Below are 15,655 nucleotides of genomic sequence, written 5' to 3' on the forward strand. Positions count from 1 at the left end.
TTTTCTTTTTTCTATTTCCCATACCCTTCCAAAAGCTCCAGGAACTCGTTGTCCGGGGTCATGATCAACCGGGTATTCTTGGACAACCCCTTTCTATAGGCCTCCAGGCTTCTGATAAACGCATAGAATTCCGGATCCTGTCCCAGGGAAGCGGCATAGATCTCTGTGGCCCGGGCATCGCCTTCACCCTTGAGCACCTCTGACTTTTTCTCGGCCTCGGCGAGCATAATAGCTCGTTCCCTGTCCGCACTGGTGCTGATCATCACCCCTTGTTCGCGCCCCTCAGACCGGTATTGCTTGGCCTGTCTCTCACGCTCGGCCCGCATACGGCCATAGATGGCCATCTGGTTCTCCGGGGGAAGATCGGTCCGTTTGATGCGCACATCAAGAACCAGAATCCCGTAATCCTTGAGCAGGGAGTTTGCCTTTTCCGTAACCTGAGTCATGATTTCGGCCCGGTCGCTGGACACGATCTCCGTCAGGGTGAACCGGCCCAGAGAGACCCGGAGTTCCGCATAGACGATGTCATCGAGACGGGAACGACCGCCTTCAATATTGTTCACGGTCCGGTAAAAAAGCAGGGGGTCGCTGATCCGCCATCTGGAATAATTATCCACGACCAGGTTCTTCTTGTCCTTGGTCAGGATTTCCGCAGGCTGGGCATCGTACTCAAGTATACGCTGGTCGAACATGATCACGTTCTGGACAAACGGCAGCTTGAAATGCAGTCCGGGGCCCTGGCTGTCGCCAACAGGTTTTCCAAGCTGGAGAACAATGGCCCGCTGGGTCTGGTCGACGATGTACACGGACTGGAACAGACCGAGGACCAGAGCCACGGCAACAATGATCATAATCGTGGGTAGTTTTTTCTCTGCCATGGTCTAGTTACCTCCCGTATTGCCGCTTACAACATTTTTGGATCCCACCATTCTGCCCGCCTGGGCCTGCTCGCCGATCCGGTCCAAAGGAAGATACGGGATCGCCTTGCCCATGGCATCGCTGGAAAGAATCACCTTGTGGACATTGGGCTGGGAGAGAATATTCTCCATGGTTTCCAGATACATGCGCTTCCTGGTGACATCCTTTGCTTTTTTGTATTCACGCAACACAGCCAGAAACTTGGAGCTGTCACCCTCGGCCTTTTTGATCACCGTTTGCTTGTACGCCTCGGCCTTGTTCAGGATAGAGGCGACCTCACCGCGAGTCTTGGGGATCAGGTCGTTGCGATAGGCCTCGGCCTCATTGATGAACCGGCTCTTGTCCTCCTTGGCACTGGCCACATCCTTGAAGGCATCGCTGACCTCTTTGGGTGGATGGACATCCTGGAGCTGGACAGCCACAATCTTGATACCGCTGGTGTAGTGGTCCAGAATCGTCTGAAGAAGTTCCTTGGTCTGGTTCTGGATGGCGAACTTCTCGGTGGTCAGGGCACTATCAATGGTGTTGTGCCCGATGACCTTGCGCATGGCCGCCTCGGCAGCATCCTTGACCGTTTTATTGGGCTGACTGATGTTGAACAGATAGTTCTGGGCGTTCTTGATCTGATACTGAACAATGAACTGGACATTGACGATGTTCTCGTCCCCGGTGAGCATGAGGGCCTCTTCAGGGAAGACACGGCTCTGACCCGCAATGTTGTTCCGCTGCCCCGCGGAACGAAAGCCTATTTCCAGCCGACGGACCTGGGTGACCTTGGGGGTCTGCACAGATTCAATGGGCACGGGCAGATGATAATGAGGGCCCGACACGGTTGTCCTGTTATAGGCCCCAAAACGCTGGACCACCCCGAGTTCGTCCGGAGCGACAATGTAGATGCCGCTTGCCAGCCAGAGAACAACAATGATCAAACCTACCAGTTTCATCCCGGGCAATTTCATCTGGCGGAACTGCTTGATCTTTTCATCCAGATTTCCCAGATCCGGCTTCCTCCCGGGCTGGTGCCTCTGCTTTTGCTCCTGCAATTTTTCCCAATCCCAACTCATAGATATCTCCGCATAAAAGGTGTGTGCTTAAGTGATGGCTCTGTAATGCACGAACCATCATTCAAACACGGGAAACGATCTTCGGATTCCTTGTCCTCGACTCTGTACCAGCTCATTGTTTCAAGTCAGGAAAGGATCACATAGGCATCAAAAGATCAGCTGACAACCCCTCCAGCTCTCTCTCGATTTTTTTGACTTTTATCAGGGGGGCGTCTATTTGTCCTAAAATTTTAAAGGGCCTTCCCCGGAAACACTCGCGTGGTCAGCCCTCTCACCAACAGGGCATGGATTATGCTAGTTGTCCATTATGTATGACTTCACCAAACATTGATCAAGAACCCGCCAACAATGACAGCCTTGCAAACAATTCAAAGCAGGATATCCTAATGAAACCGATCAATCAATCAATTTTCAAAGCTTACGACATCCGAGGCATAGTGGACAAGGATTTTGACGGGGAATGGGTGGAAACCCTGGGACGCGCCTGCGGGACATTTTTCGTCAGCAGGGGCCACAAGCGGGCTGTTGTCGCCCATGACTGCCGCCACTCCTCATCCGGCTACCAGGCCCGTATGGTTCAGGGACTGTTGGATACGGGGATCCATGTGACCTATGTCAACATGGTGGCGACCCCTCTTTTCTACTACGCGGTCAAAAAACTGGGGTTCCATGCAGGGGTCATGATCACAGCCAGTCACAACCCCAAGGAGTTCAACGGATTCAAGGTGTGGGAAGGCGAAAGCACTGTACATACCGATGATATCCAGGCCATCCATTCCATCATGGCAGGGGGTGATTTTGCCCGGGGGGACGGAATGGCCACAGAAATGGATATCGAACCGGCCTATCTGGAAGAACTTGGTGCGCAGACGACTCTGGACAGACCTTTCAAGGTGGTGGTCGATGGGGGAAACGGGAGTGCCGGACTGGTCTGCGTAAAGCTTCTGGAACGGATCGGTGCCACGGTCATCCCCCTGTACTGCGAACCGGACGGCAACTTTCCCAACCACCATCCCGATCCTACCGTGACTGACAATGTCCGGGATCTGCAGGCCGCGGTTCTCGAAAACAAGGCCGACCTCGGCGTGGGACTGGATGGCGATGGTGACCGTATCGGGGTCATCGATGAAAGGGGAAACATTGTTTACGGGGACAAGCTTCTGGCCATCTATGCCCGGGAGGTTCTGAAAAATCACCCGGGAGCGACCGTCATAGGAGAGGTCAAGTGTTCCCATCTCCTCTATGAGGATATTGCCCGGCACGGGGGTAATCCCGTCATGTGGAAGACGGGCCATTCCCTGATCAAGGCCAAGATGAAGGAGACAGGTGCCCTTCTGGCCGGGGAGATGAGCGGACATATGTTTTTTGCCGACCGATTCTACGGATTCGACGATGCCCTGTACGCGGCCCAGCGGCTGGTGGAGATTCTGGCCCAAAAAAACCAGCTCCCCTTGAGCGAATGGCTCTCCTCCTGGCCGGTTACCTGCAACACTCCGGAAATCCGCATGGACTGTCCTGAAGGCATTACATTCGATATTGTTCGCAAGGCCCAGGAATATTTCAGAAATGATTTCGACATGAACGACGTGGACGGAGTGCGTCTGACCTTCAAGGATGGCTGGGCCCTGCTCCGGGCATCCAATACCCAGCCTGTCCTGGTCCTGCGCTTCGAGGCCGAATCCGAGCAGCGATTGGCCGAAATCCGACAGATCGTTGAAAAACCCCTGCACCAATGGATCGAGGCATTTTCCACAACCTAGGAGCTCTCTGACGTGCTCATTCCCAAGATCTCACAACGGCCCGGAGACACGCCCCTGACCCGGTTTTTACGCGTTATGGCCCTTGTCGGTGTCTTTGTCCTGGTGGGCGTTCTCTACTGGCATTACTATGAACACTCTTTGGACGAGATCCAGACCAAACAGGCTATCTGGGATCAGACCAAGACCCTGACCTCGGACCAGAAAAAGGCCATCCACTCTTTCACCCGGATGCTCACGTCGCGCTATGGAATCGACCTGCAGCTCAAGGTGACCAGGGAACCGATCATCGTTCCCACCCTCACCTCGAAAACCCTGTTCATCGGCATCTGTCCGGACAGGCAGGAGGTCACCATCATCTTTCCCCCCCTTGTGCGATCGGCTCTGGGCACAGAGTTCGAAAAGTATCTGGCCAACGAACATTTCCTTCCCTTTTGGCAGGACGAACGCTGGCCGCAAGGCCTGGGATCGGCCCTGGCCCATATCGGGGAACGACTCGAACAATTGGAAAACAATGATGCCACCAACTGAACTCCCCACAGTAACTGTCTATACGGACGGATCGGCCCTGGGCAATCCCGGTCCCGGGGGCTGGGGAGCGATTCTTGAACACCCGAAAAAGGACAAGGAACTCTCCGGGGGGTTCGCCCGGACCACCAACAACCGGATGGAACTCCTCGCCGCCATCAAGGCCCTGGAGGCCCTGACCACAAAGGCGAACGTGGATCTGTATACGGATTCCAAATATCTCTGTGATGCAGTGAACAAGAACTGGATCCGGGGATGGGTGAAAAACGGCTGGAAAACCTCTGCCAAGAAACCGGTCAAAAATCAGGATCTGTGGACCCGACTTATCCCCCTGCTCGCTCGTCACGAGGTCCGTTTCCACTGGGTCAAAGGACATAATGGGCACCCGGAAAATGAACGGTGCGATGTCCTGGCCAAGGAAGCGGCATCGGGAAATGATCTGGCGGTGGATGAGGGGTATGAGGGGTAAAAGAAAAGTGCGCAGGAGGCAGTGCGCAGGAGGCAGGAGACCGGAGATGGGAGACGGGAGACCGGACTCGACAGTCATCCCGGACTTGATCCGGGATCTTCCCCGGTTTGATGGTGCTTGGGCGTTTCAGGCACATCCCTGGCCTTCAAGATCCCGGCCTGCGCCGGGATGACGTCAAAAAGGAAAATCCGACTCAAAAAATGACAACTTTTTTCAGAACTCGGCACTATCCACCGAACCGGCCCGCCTTACCGGGGTTTCCCCCTCATTCCCTCACCCGTTGAACAAACACCAATTGTACACAAAGTGAATGACTACCGGGGCCAGAATATTCCGATACCGGTCCCAGGCCCAGCCGAAGATCAGGGACGGGACGAACACGGCTGCTGCCCACAATGGTGGATGGTGGATGAAATGGACCCCCGTGAACGCCACTGATGTCACAATGTTCGCCCGGGTAATGCCCGGCATCACAAGCTGCCTGCCCCGTGCAAAGCCTCTCAACCATCCTTGCAGACCGTACCTGAACACGCACTCCTCGAGGACCGCCTTGATCAGCAGGACAGTCCATCCCATGGCAATCCGCTGTTGGGGCAGAAGCCAGGCCGACATGCCCGCAGCAGCCACCAGATAAAACAGCGGTTCCCGCACAAAGAACCACCCGCCGACAAAAGGGTTCAATCCTTCCAACGATGCATGGGACGAATGTTTCAAAGCCTGCCGGTCCTTATGCTGCACGTCTGGCGGACGCCGTTTACTTCCCAGCAACCCAGGAGATCGTTATCCGGGCAATTCGACATGGGGGTTGTCCAATGGTCCCGTCAGGCTGATTGTGTAGGTGGTGCCCGGACGCATAATCAGAGCAACTCCGGGGAATTGCTCCTTCACAAATTCGTCGGGAGTGATCGAGACGAGCAGTTTCAAGTCGCTTTTCACAAGAGGATGGCGCAGCATGATCTTTCCCGAGATCGTCCCTGTCATGCCCTTGCAGGAAAAATTGCAGGTTATGATATCAAGTCGTCCCTTTTCCAGACGGGCCTCCACCATCCCCTGACCGTCGACGACCGTGATCTTGTCAGGAATGCGCCTATCATCAATCACGAACATCACCTTGTCCAGCGTCACCGTGGCATTGCCCGTGCCTCGGGCGATTCGGCTCATGGGGCCGTTGAAAACAATCTCTCCGGTTGTTCTCCCGGAAACGTTTTCCAGTGTCTTCACACAGGCCAGCAGACCGCTTAGCCCGATGCCATCGAAGGAGAGCCGTCCGTCAAATTTCTCGGGACGCTGCATGGGTGCAAGTCGTCCCGTTCCTTCCAGATTGCCGCCGAACACCCGCCCCTGCACAGACGCATCCCAGACCTTGCGCACAAAAGAGAGGGGAGAGACCCGGCATCCAAGCTCCTCGAGCTCCATTGTCGGAACACCCGGTACAGTCGGACACGCAAGCTCGATGTCCTGGGCCGCCAGCCCCAGGGGCAACAGCGGCTCGGCCTGTCCGACCTCCACCCGGACCGACGGTGATTCCATCGTTGCCAGTCGGGCATTGACATAGGCGGTATAGGGAAAACCGAACCACAGGCAGATACCTGCCACGAGTACGGCAAAGGCAATGTAGCCGGCTATTCGTTTCATCCAGACCAACATCATTTTCCGCCTCCCAGCCACTGGTGCGTAACGCTGGCCGGACAACAAACATTTCCCACATTCAAAACAACCATTTACTTACCTCGGCGGATTCATGACATGGCCGAAAGAACCAGATCCACATCCAGAAGATTCTCATCGCGCTGCTTGCTCCGAATGGTCAGCCGTTTCACCCGAACCTGCTCGGGAGCCGATTCAATGTGAAAAAGATAGGGAACCAGAATATCCAGATCCACCCCTGTAAGCCGCATTTCCACCAATTCCTCGGTACGTTCCTCGGAAAGGGTCTTCTGGGCCGGGCGCATGAAAACAATGTGATTGCGCAGCCCTTCCCGGGCGGCCAGAGACTCCACAAAGGCAAACAGGGTGAACTGTTCGGGACGCTTCGATGCGGCCTTGCCCATCTCTTCGAGGGCCTTGTTCTGCCGGTTGTAGCGATTTCCCAGAACCATGATCTCCCGGAGGTACCCCCGGGATCGCTCGATCCTGGCCTCCGCCCTGTCCCTCTTCTCATGCAGGGGCACAATCACCCACTGCAACATCGCCATCCCCCCGACAAGAATCAAGGCAAGGGCCACAAGCATTTTCCTGGTTTTCGGACTCAGGTTCTCGAGCATGATTGTTTTACCCCCTCTCCAGCTCCAGGGTGAACTGCACCGTCCCATCCCTGGCCACACTCTTGGCCCCCTTGATCACTGCATCGGCAAAAAGCGGTGAGGACTGCAGCCGCTGTTTCATGGCCTCAACAGTGGCAAATCCATCGGCCGATCCTGAAATACGGACCTTGCTCCCATCCAGTGTGAATATGTCCAGAGTGACCTCGAAGGATGTGTCCACCAAAGCGCTGACAGCCTGCAAAACCTCGATGGCCGACCCCCTGGCCCCCTCCTCGTCAATGTCACCGGCATCGAAAATCGCCAATCTGTCCTTAAGAATACTGATATACTGGGAAGGGCGCATCCCCTTGCGGACATCGGGAAGCACCTCGACGACCCGGTCCCGGATCTGCCTGTCGAACAGATCCGCATTTTCGTTCTTGCGGTGTATATCACTCACCAGGGTGAACAGATAGACACCGATCAGCAACGCCGCACACACACCCAGATGCACAAGTCGTTTGCGCCGATCTTTGAAGGTCGTTTGAGGCGCGAATTCCCCGGTGCGAAAATTGAATCCAAGATCCTGCTTCCTGGCCCTGAGGGCCAGCCCGGCAGCATTGTGCACCAGCGACCAGGGAGTATCGGTATCAATCGCATCCTTGAAAAAATCCCTTTTGAGTTCCCCCATGGTCTGTACGGGAATATGCAGAGCACGTTCCAGAGCTGAACCAAGCCCTTTGACCAGACTTCCCCCGCCGCAGAGAACAATCTGTTCGGGCCTGAGACGGCCGAGATTCTGGGTCATGGTCACCAGACCGATCAGGGAAAGGATCTTCTCTGTCCAGGTACCAAGATCGTGTTCAGTCAGTACAGGGGATGCTGCGTCAACGGATTCGCTGGCCAGGGAGTTCTCACGCTCTTTGTCGTGATCCTCGAGAAAGGACGACCCCCCCATGGCCACAAAACGGTGTTCCATGATCTGATCATGGTGAACGAGGAAGACCTCGGTCCCGGACCACCCGGCATCCACCACGACCAGAGGATCGGGAAGCGCTTCGGCGTGTTCCTCGAGAAGGGCAAGCAGTCCGTGCCAGGAAAGATCGATCACCTCGATATTGAGTCCCGCATCCCGGTAAGCCTGGATCATGGCCGCAAGTTCTTCCCGTGCCATGGATCCGGTCAAAACCACCTGATCCCCGGTAGGTGTCTTTTCCTTTTTGGTGAATACGGAGACCAAGTTTTCTCCGGGCAGGGGCAACCTGCCCTCCAGCTCGAAATCAAGAACCTGGGAAATTTTGGAAGAGCTGGTAAATGGAAAGGTGAGCTGACGGACAAAGACCTGGCGTGAGGAGACCCCCAGAATAATTCGATCGCTCACCATCCCCTTGTCGGCCACAGTCTTGGCAATGACCCGGGCGAGCAGGGCATGGGGATTGACCGGGTCGGAAGTGTTCTTTTCTGCTTCACCATCACCCACTGATTCATCAAGCAGATCCCTTCGAATGAACGCCGTGTTCTTGATCACGGCACCCTGCATGGATCGCTCGATCTGCACCAATTTGATCAGACAGGAACCCGCATCGATCCCGAGAATTGTTTCGGCCATAGAGTTCACCCCTTCAGGGTGTTGATTGCAAATAAAGTGACGTTGTTGCGAGCTGTTCACTGAAACGGGAAACTGATCTCGAAGCCAGTTTCAACGTACGCAGTTTCCAGCTCATCGGATTTTAGTACCTTACTCAAAAGGTTCTGTTATAAAAAACAAGAAAATTTTATAACTGCTTGAACTTAAAACTTAAAACCTAAAACCTAAAACTGCGGCTTGTCCGCATTAGAATCCTGCCGCGGGTTACCCTGCTGTGCATCCTCTCCACGGCCTTGAGTACCTTACTCGTGAAAGTCTGCCATAAAAAACATGAAAATTTTATAACCGCTTAAAATTTAAAACCTAAAACTGCGGCTTGGCCGCATTAGAATCTCACCCGCTCCACCCGCACATTCTCTGGAATGGATTTTTCGGGATCCGGGGACTCGCTGCGATGGAGAATGGCCAAGGCACTCTTTGTTATGGCTCCGACCCGGCCGGACGACCTGACAGCAAACCAGGAACTCGTAATCCCGGCCCCGGGAAAGCTGACAAAAGACGAGCCCTCCATGGCCAATTCCCTGTACCAGTCCGAACGGCTCAATTGATCCCGGTTCCATGGATCCCGTCGATATTCGTCCATGGCCCGGGCCAGGGGCAGGGCCACATCCTCTGCCACATCCCGGGCAATGGCCTGAAGTACCAGCGGATGGGCGGTATTGATATTCACCGCCTGGGTGTGCACCACTGAAAGCAGGTCCTTGAGTCCGGGCATCCCGTCCCCATCGCCTTCATAAAGAAAATCGGCCAGATCGGGAGGAATCTCGAGCCGATTGAGGACCAGGCGGATCTCGTTCACATCCGAGAGCGGGGCGTTGCGGCAATCTTCCAGTTCTTCCACGTCAACCAGCAGACCATTCTGTGACTCCACGGGGATGGATGTCTGCCTGTCTCTGTCCATCCAATCCCTGAGCCCCCAAACCACATATCTGGCCACATCCATGGAATCATCCTCGTCGATTCCCGTTTCACGGAGCATGATCGCGATGAGTGAACCCAGGGATTTGGCGACATCCTCTCCCCCGGTTCCCGCCTGCACGAGTTTGTTCAGCGGATACTTGCCCTGTTCGTCAACAATCTCGAGTCCGATCTCCCCGCTGTTCATCTCCGGAACCATAAAATCACTGGTGTCGGGAAACCTGGCCCAGTCTTCAAGCAAGGTGTCCACGATCTGTTCTTCTTCCTTATCCTCGAGCATATCCTGATACAAAAGTGCCTGGGCCAGACGAATCCCGGAGATGGCCAGCCGTTCGGCCTGCACCCCGTTGCGAAACATGGTGGCCCCGGCCGTGGACACCTGCATGGTTCGCATCCCCTGGATAACGACCACGGCAAGTACGGAAAGAACAATCAGGGTCAAAAAAAGAACCGTGCCGCGCTGATCGTTGAACACACCCCCCTTCATGAATCCCCCGCCTGCGTCACCAGGGGACGGACAATGATCTCGTAGGATGTCGGCTCCCCATTCATAGCCACACGCAAAGACCAGCTGATCAACCGGGGCACGGCGAGCTGTTTCGCTTGCTTCCGCCCGGAACCATCCCATGCAGTGACCATCTGCCCTGTCTCGTCCAGATAGACGGGTCCGCCCTCTTCGACCCAGAGAAGCCCGTCGGCCAACTCCACCTCCTGTGCGGCCAGTTTCGGGTACAGTCCGGCAAAGGGCAGTTCGCGTCGAAGCAACCTGTACGTCGCTGACTCATCACTGTCTGCATCTTCGGGAACAAGCACATAGGAAACCAGGTTGATGCGCTCCAATCGGCTGTCGTTTTCAAATCCCAGCGAAGCCCGGGTCGGAAAGGACATGAGCACGGTTTTGTCCTCGTGATCCCAAAGCATGTCCACCGCGTTCCCTGTGAACACAGGAAGCTCGATCGGATGTTCCAGGCCCTGCGTTTCGTTGGTCGCTGCAGTGGCATTATCATCCCGAATCCCGGTGTTCTCCAGCGTCCCATTTTCTTCTTCGCGAAAGGCCGTGAGGTCCGAGGCTGTCATCGGGGCATATGATCGGATATCGTTGGATATCCGGGATACGACCATGCGCATCATCTGATCGGTTCTGGACAGGGACTCGATATCCCGGGCCACATCGAGACAGGATGCATAAACCCCGAAAAGCACGCTCATGACCGTGGCGGTGATGGTCATGGCGATCAGGATTTCAAGCAGGGTAAATCCACACGACGACATCTTTCTCACCAGATCACCTCACCGCCCCTGCCTGAAAAAAAGTTCTTCGAGCACCAGGGCCCGGGTCTGGTCAATGCTGTGTCGAATGGTCAGCATCCCCTTGTCCATGGTTTCCACATCCGTGGACAGGATCTCGAATTCCCATCTGTACCGATCATAGGGAGGGTCAAAAGTTCCTTGCCACTCGGTCCATTCATCCAGGCCCACGGCCCCGATCCCCTCCATGAGATTCTGCCCGAGCATGCCGACCTCGGTCATCTCTCTGGAGGCGATCAAGGCATCCTGGTTTTCCCCGCTCCCCTTGAGAACCGCCAAAAGGCCCACGGAAAGAATGATCAGGGCCACCAGAACCTCCATGAGGGTCAGAGCGGATTCAGACGACCGGGGAAAGCAGGGCGTGGATATAGTGGACGCAATGGGGCGATCTTCGGGCCCGAAAAAATGGGGATACTTCATCCTTACCCCTTAGACCTGAAACCTTAACCCTCAAACCCTACCCCTCGAAACTGTCTTCCAGACCCTTGTCACCCGACAGGACCACGGGACGAGGGTTGAAGGATTTGAGATAGATTGTCTGGATACGTCCATCATCGGCCAGACAGTGGATCAATGCCGGTTCGGCCAATCCATTGGGTAAAAAAACCAGGTCAACCCGTTCGCCCTCGATGACCTCGCCGGTCCGGATCAGGATAACATCCCGAAACCTGGTTCCCTCCTCGGGCCTGAGCAGAAGGGTATGATCGTCCTGGTTCAGAAAAGTTGCATCCTCCATATCCAGAGACTGTGAGGCATCGATGATCAACCTCCAGGGTTCCCGGTCGAGCATGGCCTGATTCCTGGCCTGGTTCGCTCCGCTCAGCACCCTGTTCACGGTGATCCGCAAGGGATCCCCGCTGAACACCTTGTCCATGCCGGGCAGAACCAGCCCCAGGGTCAGGCCGACAATGAACAGGACCATGGTCAGCTCGATGAGAGTGAATCCCCTAGTCGAGTTCCCAGCTCCTGATATCGGCATTGACGCCCTCCCCTCCTTCCTCGCCATCGGCACCATAGCAGATGATCTCCACGTCATCGTGCTCGCCCGGAGAAATGTACACGTAATCGTTGTTCCAGGGGTCAAGAGGTACCTTGGTGATGTATCCCTTGTCCGGATAATTGGCCGGAACCCTGCCTACAGTGGGCTTTTCCACCAAGGCGGCCAATCCCTGCTCGGTACTCGGGTAATCACCGGCATCGAGCTTGTACTTCTTGACCGCCGTGAGCAGGCTCTCGATCTGCATCTTGGCCTTGACCATCCTGGCCTTGTCCGGCTCGTCCATGAGCCTGGGGACGACAAGCCCGGCCAGAATCCCCAAGATGACAATGACCACCATGATCTCGATCAGGGTAAAACCGCGTTGGAACCAAAATCTTTGATCGACATTTCGATGATGCGTATTCATAGGCATGACTCCTTGGTAACTGCCAATAATGTAACGTCGTTCTATCGGGTCCAGAAAAAAGTTGACACGTCTTTGAATTTTTCCTGCGCCCTGCGCCCTGCGCACTTACCCCGTCAGCTTTGCATAAGGTCTGCTAACCTCGCAATCTCCCTAAGCATTCACTTTTCCTGCCTCCCGCCTCCTGCCTCCCGTCTCCCGCCTCCCGTCTCCGTCTCATTTCTTCCCATGCACACGATTCTCAAACATCCTTCCGGCCAGGGAGACCCGTATGCTCTCCTTGAGAATGGCCTCGACCGTGTAGCCATCGCCCACAGAGGCACCCTGTTTGACAATGCGCTCATTGACAACGGCCAATCTGAATCGGGGAAGCGGGTCCCAGACAATGGCGTTGACCTCGATCCCCGGTGCCGGGGACAGGGAAATTTTCCGGATTTCCGGTTCCACAGACCGCACCCGTGAAGTCACGTCTGCCTGTTCCTTTTCGGCAACGACGGTGTCCGTTGCCCCTGCTTGAAACGGTTTGCCCTGACCGGATTGCTCTGCTTGCGGAGAAACGTGTGAGGCAGGATCTTCCGCTTTCATCTCGACAGCGGACGTGGACATATCCTGGTTGGCGGGTATTTCCGGTGCTGATTCCCTGGCAGCCAGGAGTTCCAGAATTTTTTTCAGTTGCTCTTCCACCCCTGCGTGGGTTCCATTGCCCCGGGTATCGACAGATTCCGGTAAAGAGATGGTTGCGACATCGTCCCTTTCGGAGAAACTTGCACCCGAAACCTCGTCCGGAACAGCCAATTGAGGGGCCACGGTCCCATTTTCCACCCCAGCCATCACAATCGTATCGGATCGTTTTCCCATCCCGGGTGCAGCGGTTTCGGGGATGACGAATGAAGCGTTGGCAGCAGTCGTCATGGGGAGAGTGGCTTCAGGAAGGGTGACAGCCACGGGCGGCTGGTCATCAAATACGCGGGTCCCGATCCCGACAGACACACAAACAAGCACCAGGGCCGCAAGCACCGGTCCCCATACGATCGTCCTGGATGTTTGCATGTCCGGAAAGAGGATTGGAGCGAAAACCGGGTTCTTGCACAACTGGTTCACGTCTTTGGGGCCGATGCTCCCGACCCGTCGTTCATACGCCCCTTCAAGAAGACGTTCACAAACCTGGTTGATCAACCGAGGGTTCCCCCGGGTCACCTTCCAGATCCTGGTCACGGCCGCAGGGGTGAACAGATCCTTGCCCGAACCGCCCGCCTGGTCCAGCCGGAAACGGATGTAGGCGGCAACATCGTCCTCATCGAGATCTGCAACCACAATCCGGTTCCCGAGTCGCTGATTCAGGGAAGAAAACCTGGGTTGCCTCAAGGTTTCCTGAAACTCGTTCTGGCCCGCCAGAACCATCTGCAAGAGATGCCTGCCCCTGTGCTGGATATTGGTCACGATGAGCAAAAACTCGAGCACGTCGGGGCTCAGAAGATGGGCCTCGTCCAGAAAAAGTACGACCACCCGGCCCGTACGGTCCTGCTCCCGCAAAAATGCAGTCAGCATACGGACAATATCTCCCGACCCCGTAACCTCTCCGGAAAGACCGAATTCCAGAAGAATCTGTCGACCGAACTCCTGGACATCCAGAAAGGGATTACCCAGATAGCCGATCAGAAACTCATCCCGATAGCGTGTCTGGACATAGCGACAGACCGTGGTCTTGCCCTGTCCGATCTCACCCAGAACAAGAACCAGTCCGGCCCGTTCGCGAATGGCGTGAACCACGCGATCAACGGCCCGAAGATGCAACCCGGAAGCAAAAAAATACTCCGGATCAGGCGCGGTTCTGAAGGGACTCTGGTTGAGGCCGAAGTAGGATATGTACATAACGAACTGTTTTAGGTTTTAGGTTTTAAGTTTTAGGATGCGGACAGGGCCTCCAGCATCTAGCCCCGATACAACACAATCCAGGGCAGTAATCTGTCGAGCCTTAAAAAAAGTTGTCACTTTTCGAGCTGAATTTTCGCTACCTGCCGACATTGCCAGAGACAAGGCATGCCTTGTCTCTGCAAAAACGTGCACCCCACACCGGGGATATCGGACTTCTATGATTCTTGTCTTCCGTCCTTATCCTAAAACGTAAAACCTAACACCTAAAACCGCCCCTATCTTATAAGATGACTCATCTCGAAGATCGGCAGAAGCACGGCCAGGACCACGAATCCCACGACCATGCCCAATCCCAGGATCATGACCGGCTCGAGCAGGGATGTGGCCACGCCGAGACGGGTGGAGACCTCCATTTCCGAGGTTTCCGCGACCTTGAAGAGCATGGCGTCCAGATGCCCGCTCTGTTCGCCGGCGGCGATCATCTGGATGACGGTTTCCGGGAAAATGCCCTTGCGCGACAAAGGAGCGGCAATGCTCTCGCCCTCGCTGATCTCTTTGCGGCTCGCGTCAATGGCCGAGGCCATGACATCGTTGTCCACCACGTTGCGGACCACGCTCAAGGCCGTGAGCAGGGAAACGTCGTTCTTGAGCAGGGTGGCAAAGGTCCGTGCAAACCGGGAAATGGCTGCATGGTGAAGAATGGGGCCGACCACCGGGACCTTGAGGATGAAGCCGTGAAACCGGACCCTGCCGGAAGTGGTCCGCACATAGAATCTGACAAGGATCGCTCCAACCAGAACCGCGCCGAGGATAATCGGCCAATACTGCTGCAAAAACGAACTGATGGCCATGAGAATGATCGTGGGTCGGGGAAGGATCTGCCCGTAATCCAGAAATATCTGGGTCACCTTGGGGATGACGTAGGTCAGCAGAAAAAACACGACCGCAAGGCCGGTGATGAGCATGAGCAGGGGATAGGCCAGACTGGACTGGATCTTCCTGGACAGGGCGAGCTTGCGTTCTTCAAAATCCGCCAGCTGTTCCATGACCAGTTCCAGGGTGCCGGAGGTTTCACCGGCCCTGACCAGGGCTGAAAAAGTCGGAGGAAAAACCGAACCATGTTCTTCCAGGGCGTCGGCCAGACTGCTCCCCTCGTTGACCCTCTCCTTGATCTGGGCCAGAACCAGACGCAACGGCCCGGGTTTCATCTGTTTGACCACCCCGCTTATGGAGGTGACCAGCGGCAGCCCCGCCCCCAGCAGAGTGGACAGCTGCCGGATGGATGAGGCGAGCTGAATCCTGGAAATTCTGGCCAGGGAAAATCGAGACCCGCGGGATCCTCCGCCCCCTTTGCGCCTGGCACGCTTCACCTGTTTGATGACCGAAGGATACAGCCCTTTGCCGCGCAATTTCTGCCCGGCCAGACGCACACTGTCCGCATCCACGATTCCCTTGGTGGACCGCCCCTTGCCATCGATGGCCTTGTATTCAAAAATCGCCATAACCACCCAAAAGTTGAAATCT

General features: G+C 55.5%; 16 protein-coding genes. 3 read left to right on the forward strand and 13 right to left on the reverse strand.

Annotated elements, in window-relative coordinates:
- Positions 1–11 precede the first annotated feature (11 nt).
- Positions 12–878 carry a protease modulator HflC gene (gene hflC / locus ACTVJH_RS02135; protein WP_455986994.1) on the reverse strand — a complete coding sequence of 289 codons (867 nt, stop codon included), beginning with the start codon at positions 876–878 and terminating at the stop codon, positions 12–14.
- A gap of 3 nt (positions 879–881) precedes the next feature.
- Entirely contained in the window at positions 882–1,982 is a 1,101-nt protein-coding gene (hflK, locus tag ACTVJH_RS02140) for an FtsH protease activity modulator HflK (RefSeq protein WP_455986996.1), read from the reverse strand.
- A 386-nt stretch (positions 1,983–2,368) separates the two neighbouring features.
- Here hflK and ACTVJH_RS02145 point away from each other — a divergent pair, with 386 nt between their 5' ends.
- The 3 genes from ACTVJH_RS02145 to rnhA are packed head-to-tail and all read left to right on the forward strand — an operon-like array spanning position 2,369 to position 4,736.
- Positions 2,369–3,742, forward strand: coding sequence for a phosphomannomutase/phosphoglucomutase (locus ACTVJH_RS02145; RefSeq protein WP_455986998.1), 1,374 nt, complete (start codon positions 2,369–2,371; stop codon positions 3,740–3,742).
- A 12-nt stretch (positions 3,743–3,754) separates the two neighbouring features.
- On the forward strand, positions 3,755–4,270 hold the full coding sequence (locus tag ACTVJH_RS02150; RefSeq protein ID WP_455987000.1) for a hypothetical protein: 516 nt from the start codon (positions 3,755–3,757) through the stop codon (positions 4,268–4,270).
- Positions 4,257–4,736 carry a ribonuclease HI gene (rnhA, locus tag ACTVJH_RS02155; protein WP_455987194.1) on the forward strand — a complete coding sequence of 160 codons (480 nt, stop codon included), beginning with the start codon at positions 4,257–4,259 and terminating at the stop codon, positions 4,734–4,736. The genes ACTVJH_RS02150 and rnhA overlap by 14 nt, the downstream gene beginning before the upstream one ends.
- A gap of 273 nt (positions 4,737–5,009) precedes the next feature.
- Here rnhA and mrtJ read toward each other — a convergent pair whose 3' ends face one another.
- The 11 genes from mrtJ to gspF all read right to left on the reverse strand — a co-directional run bounded on the left by mrtJ (position 5,010) and on the right by gspF (position 15,633).
- Positions 5,010–5,450, reverse strand: coding sequence for a JDVT-CTERM system glutamic-type intramembrane protease MrtJ (mrtJ, locus tag ACTVJH_RS02160; RefSeq protein ID WP_455987002.1), 441 nt, complete (start codon positions 5,448–5,450; stop codon positions 5,010–5,012).
- Positions 5,451–5,516: 66 nt separating this feature from the next.
- Complete coding sequence (gene gspN / locus ACTVJH_RS02165; RefSeq protein ID WP_455987004.1) at positions 5,517–6,386, reverse strand: type II secretion system protein GspN; 870 nt, start codon at positions 6,384–6,386, stop codon at positions 5,517–5,519.
- An 89-nt stretch (positions 6,387–6,475) separates the two neighbouring features.
- Positions 6,476–7,000 carry a hypothetical protein gene (locus tag ACTVJH_RS02170; RefSeq protein ID WP_455987006.1) on the reverse strand — a complete coding sequence of 175 codons (525 nt, stop codon included), beginning with the start codon at positions 6,998–7,000 and terminating at the stop codon, positions 6,476–6,478.
- 7 nt (positions 7,001–7,007) lie between these two features.
- A complete protein-coding gene (gene pilM, locus ACTVJH_RS02175; RefSeq protein WP_455987008.1) occupies positions 7,008–8,588 on the reverse strand; it encodes a pilus assembly protein PilM in 1,581 nt (526 codons plus the stop codon).
- Positions 8,589–8,952: 364 nt separating this feature from the next.
- The gene (locus tag ACTVJH_RS02180) at positions 8,953–10,032 is read right to left on the reverse strand and encodes a general secretion pathway protein GspK (RefSeq protein WP_455987010.1); all 1,080 of its coding nucleotides are present in this window, start codon (positions 10,030–10,032) and stop codon (positions 8,953–8,955) included.
- Positions 10,029–10,817 (reverse strand): PulJ/GspJ family protein, encoded by a 789-nt coding sequence (locus tag ACTVJH_RS02185; protein ID WP_455987012.1) that lies wholly within the window; start codon positions 10,815–10,817, stop codon positions 10,029–10,031. The genes ACTVJH_RS02180 and ACTVJH_RS02185 overlap by 4 nt, the downstream gene beginning before the upstream one ends.
- A gap of 18 nt (positions 10,818–10,835) precedes the next feature.
- The gene (locus ACTVJH_RS02190) at positions 10,836–11,273 is read right to left on the reverse strand and encodes a type IV pilus modification PilV family protein (RefSeq protein ID WP_455987014.1); all 438 of its coding nucleotides are present in this window, start codon (positions 11,271–11,273) and stop codon (positions 10,836–10,838) included.
- Positions 11,274–11,310: 37 nt separating this feature from the next.
- Positions 11,311–11,832, reverse strand: coding sequence for a pilus assembly FimT family protein (locus tag ACTVJH_RS02195; protein WP_455987016.1), 522 nt, complete (start codon positions 11,830–11,832; stop codon positions 11,311–11,313).
- Positions 11,801–12,265 carry a type II secretion system major pseudopilin GspG gene (gene gspG, locus ACTVJH_RS02200; protein ID WP_455987018.1) on the reverse strand — a complete coding sequence of 155 codons (465 nt, stop codon included), beginning with the start codon at positions 12,263–12,265 and terminating at the stop codon, positions 11,801–11,803. The genes ACTVJH_RS02195 and gspG overlap by 32 nt, the downstream gene beginning before the upstream one ends.
- 207 nt (positions 12,266–12,472) lie before the next feature.
- On the reverse strand, positions 12,473–14,128 hold the full coding sequence (locus ACTVJH_RS02205) for an ExeA family protein (protein WP_455987020.1): 1,656 nt from the start codon (positions 14,126–14,128) through the stop codon (positions 12,473–12,475).
- Positions 14,129–14,406: 278 nt separating this feature from the next.
- On the reverse strand, positions 14,407–15,633 hold the full coding sequence (gspF, locus tag ACTVJH_RS02210) for a type II secretion system inner membrane protein GspF (RefSeq protein WP_455987022.1): 1,227 nt from the start codon (positions 15,631–15,633) through the stop codon (positions 14,407–14,409).
- Positions 15,634–15,655 lie beyond the last annotated feature (22 nt).

It is taken from the genome of Desulfoplanes sp. PS50 (genome assembly GCF_053851535.1).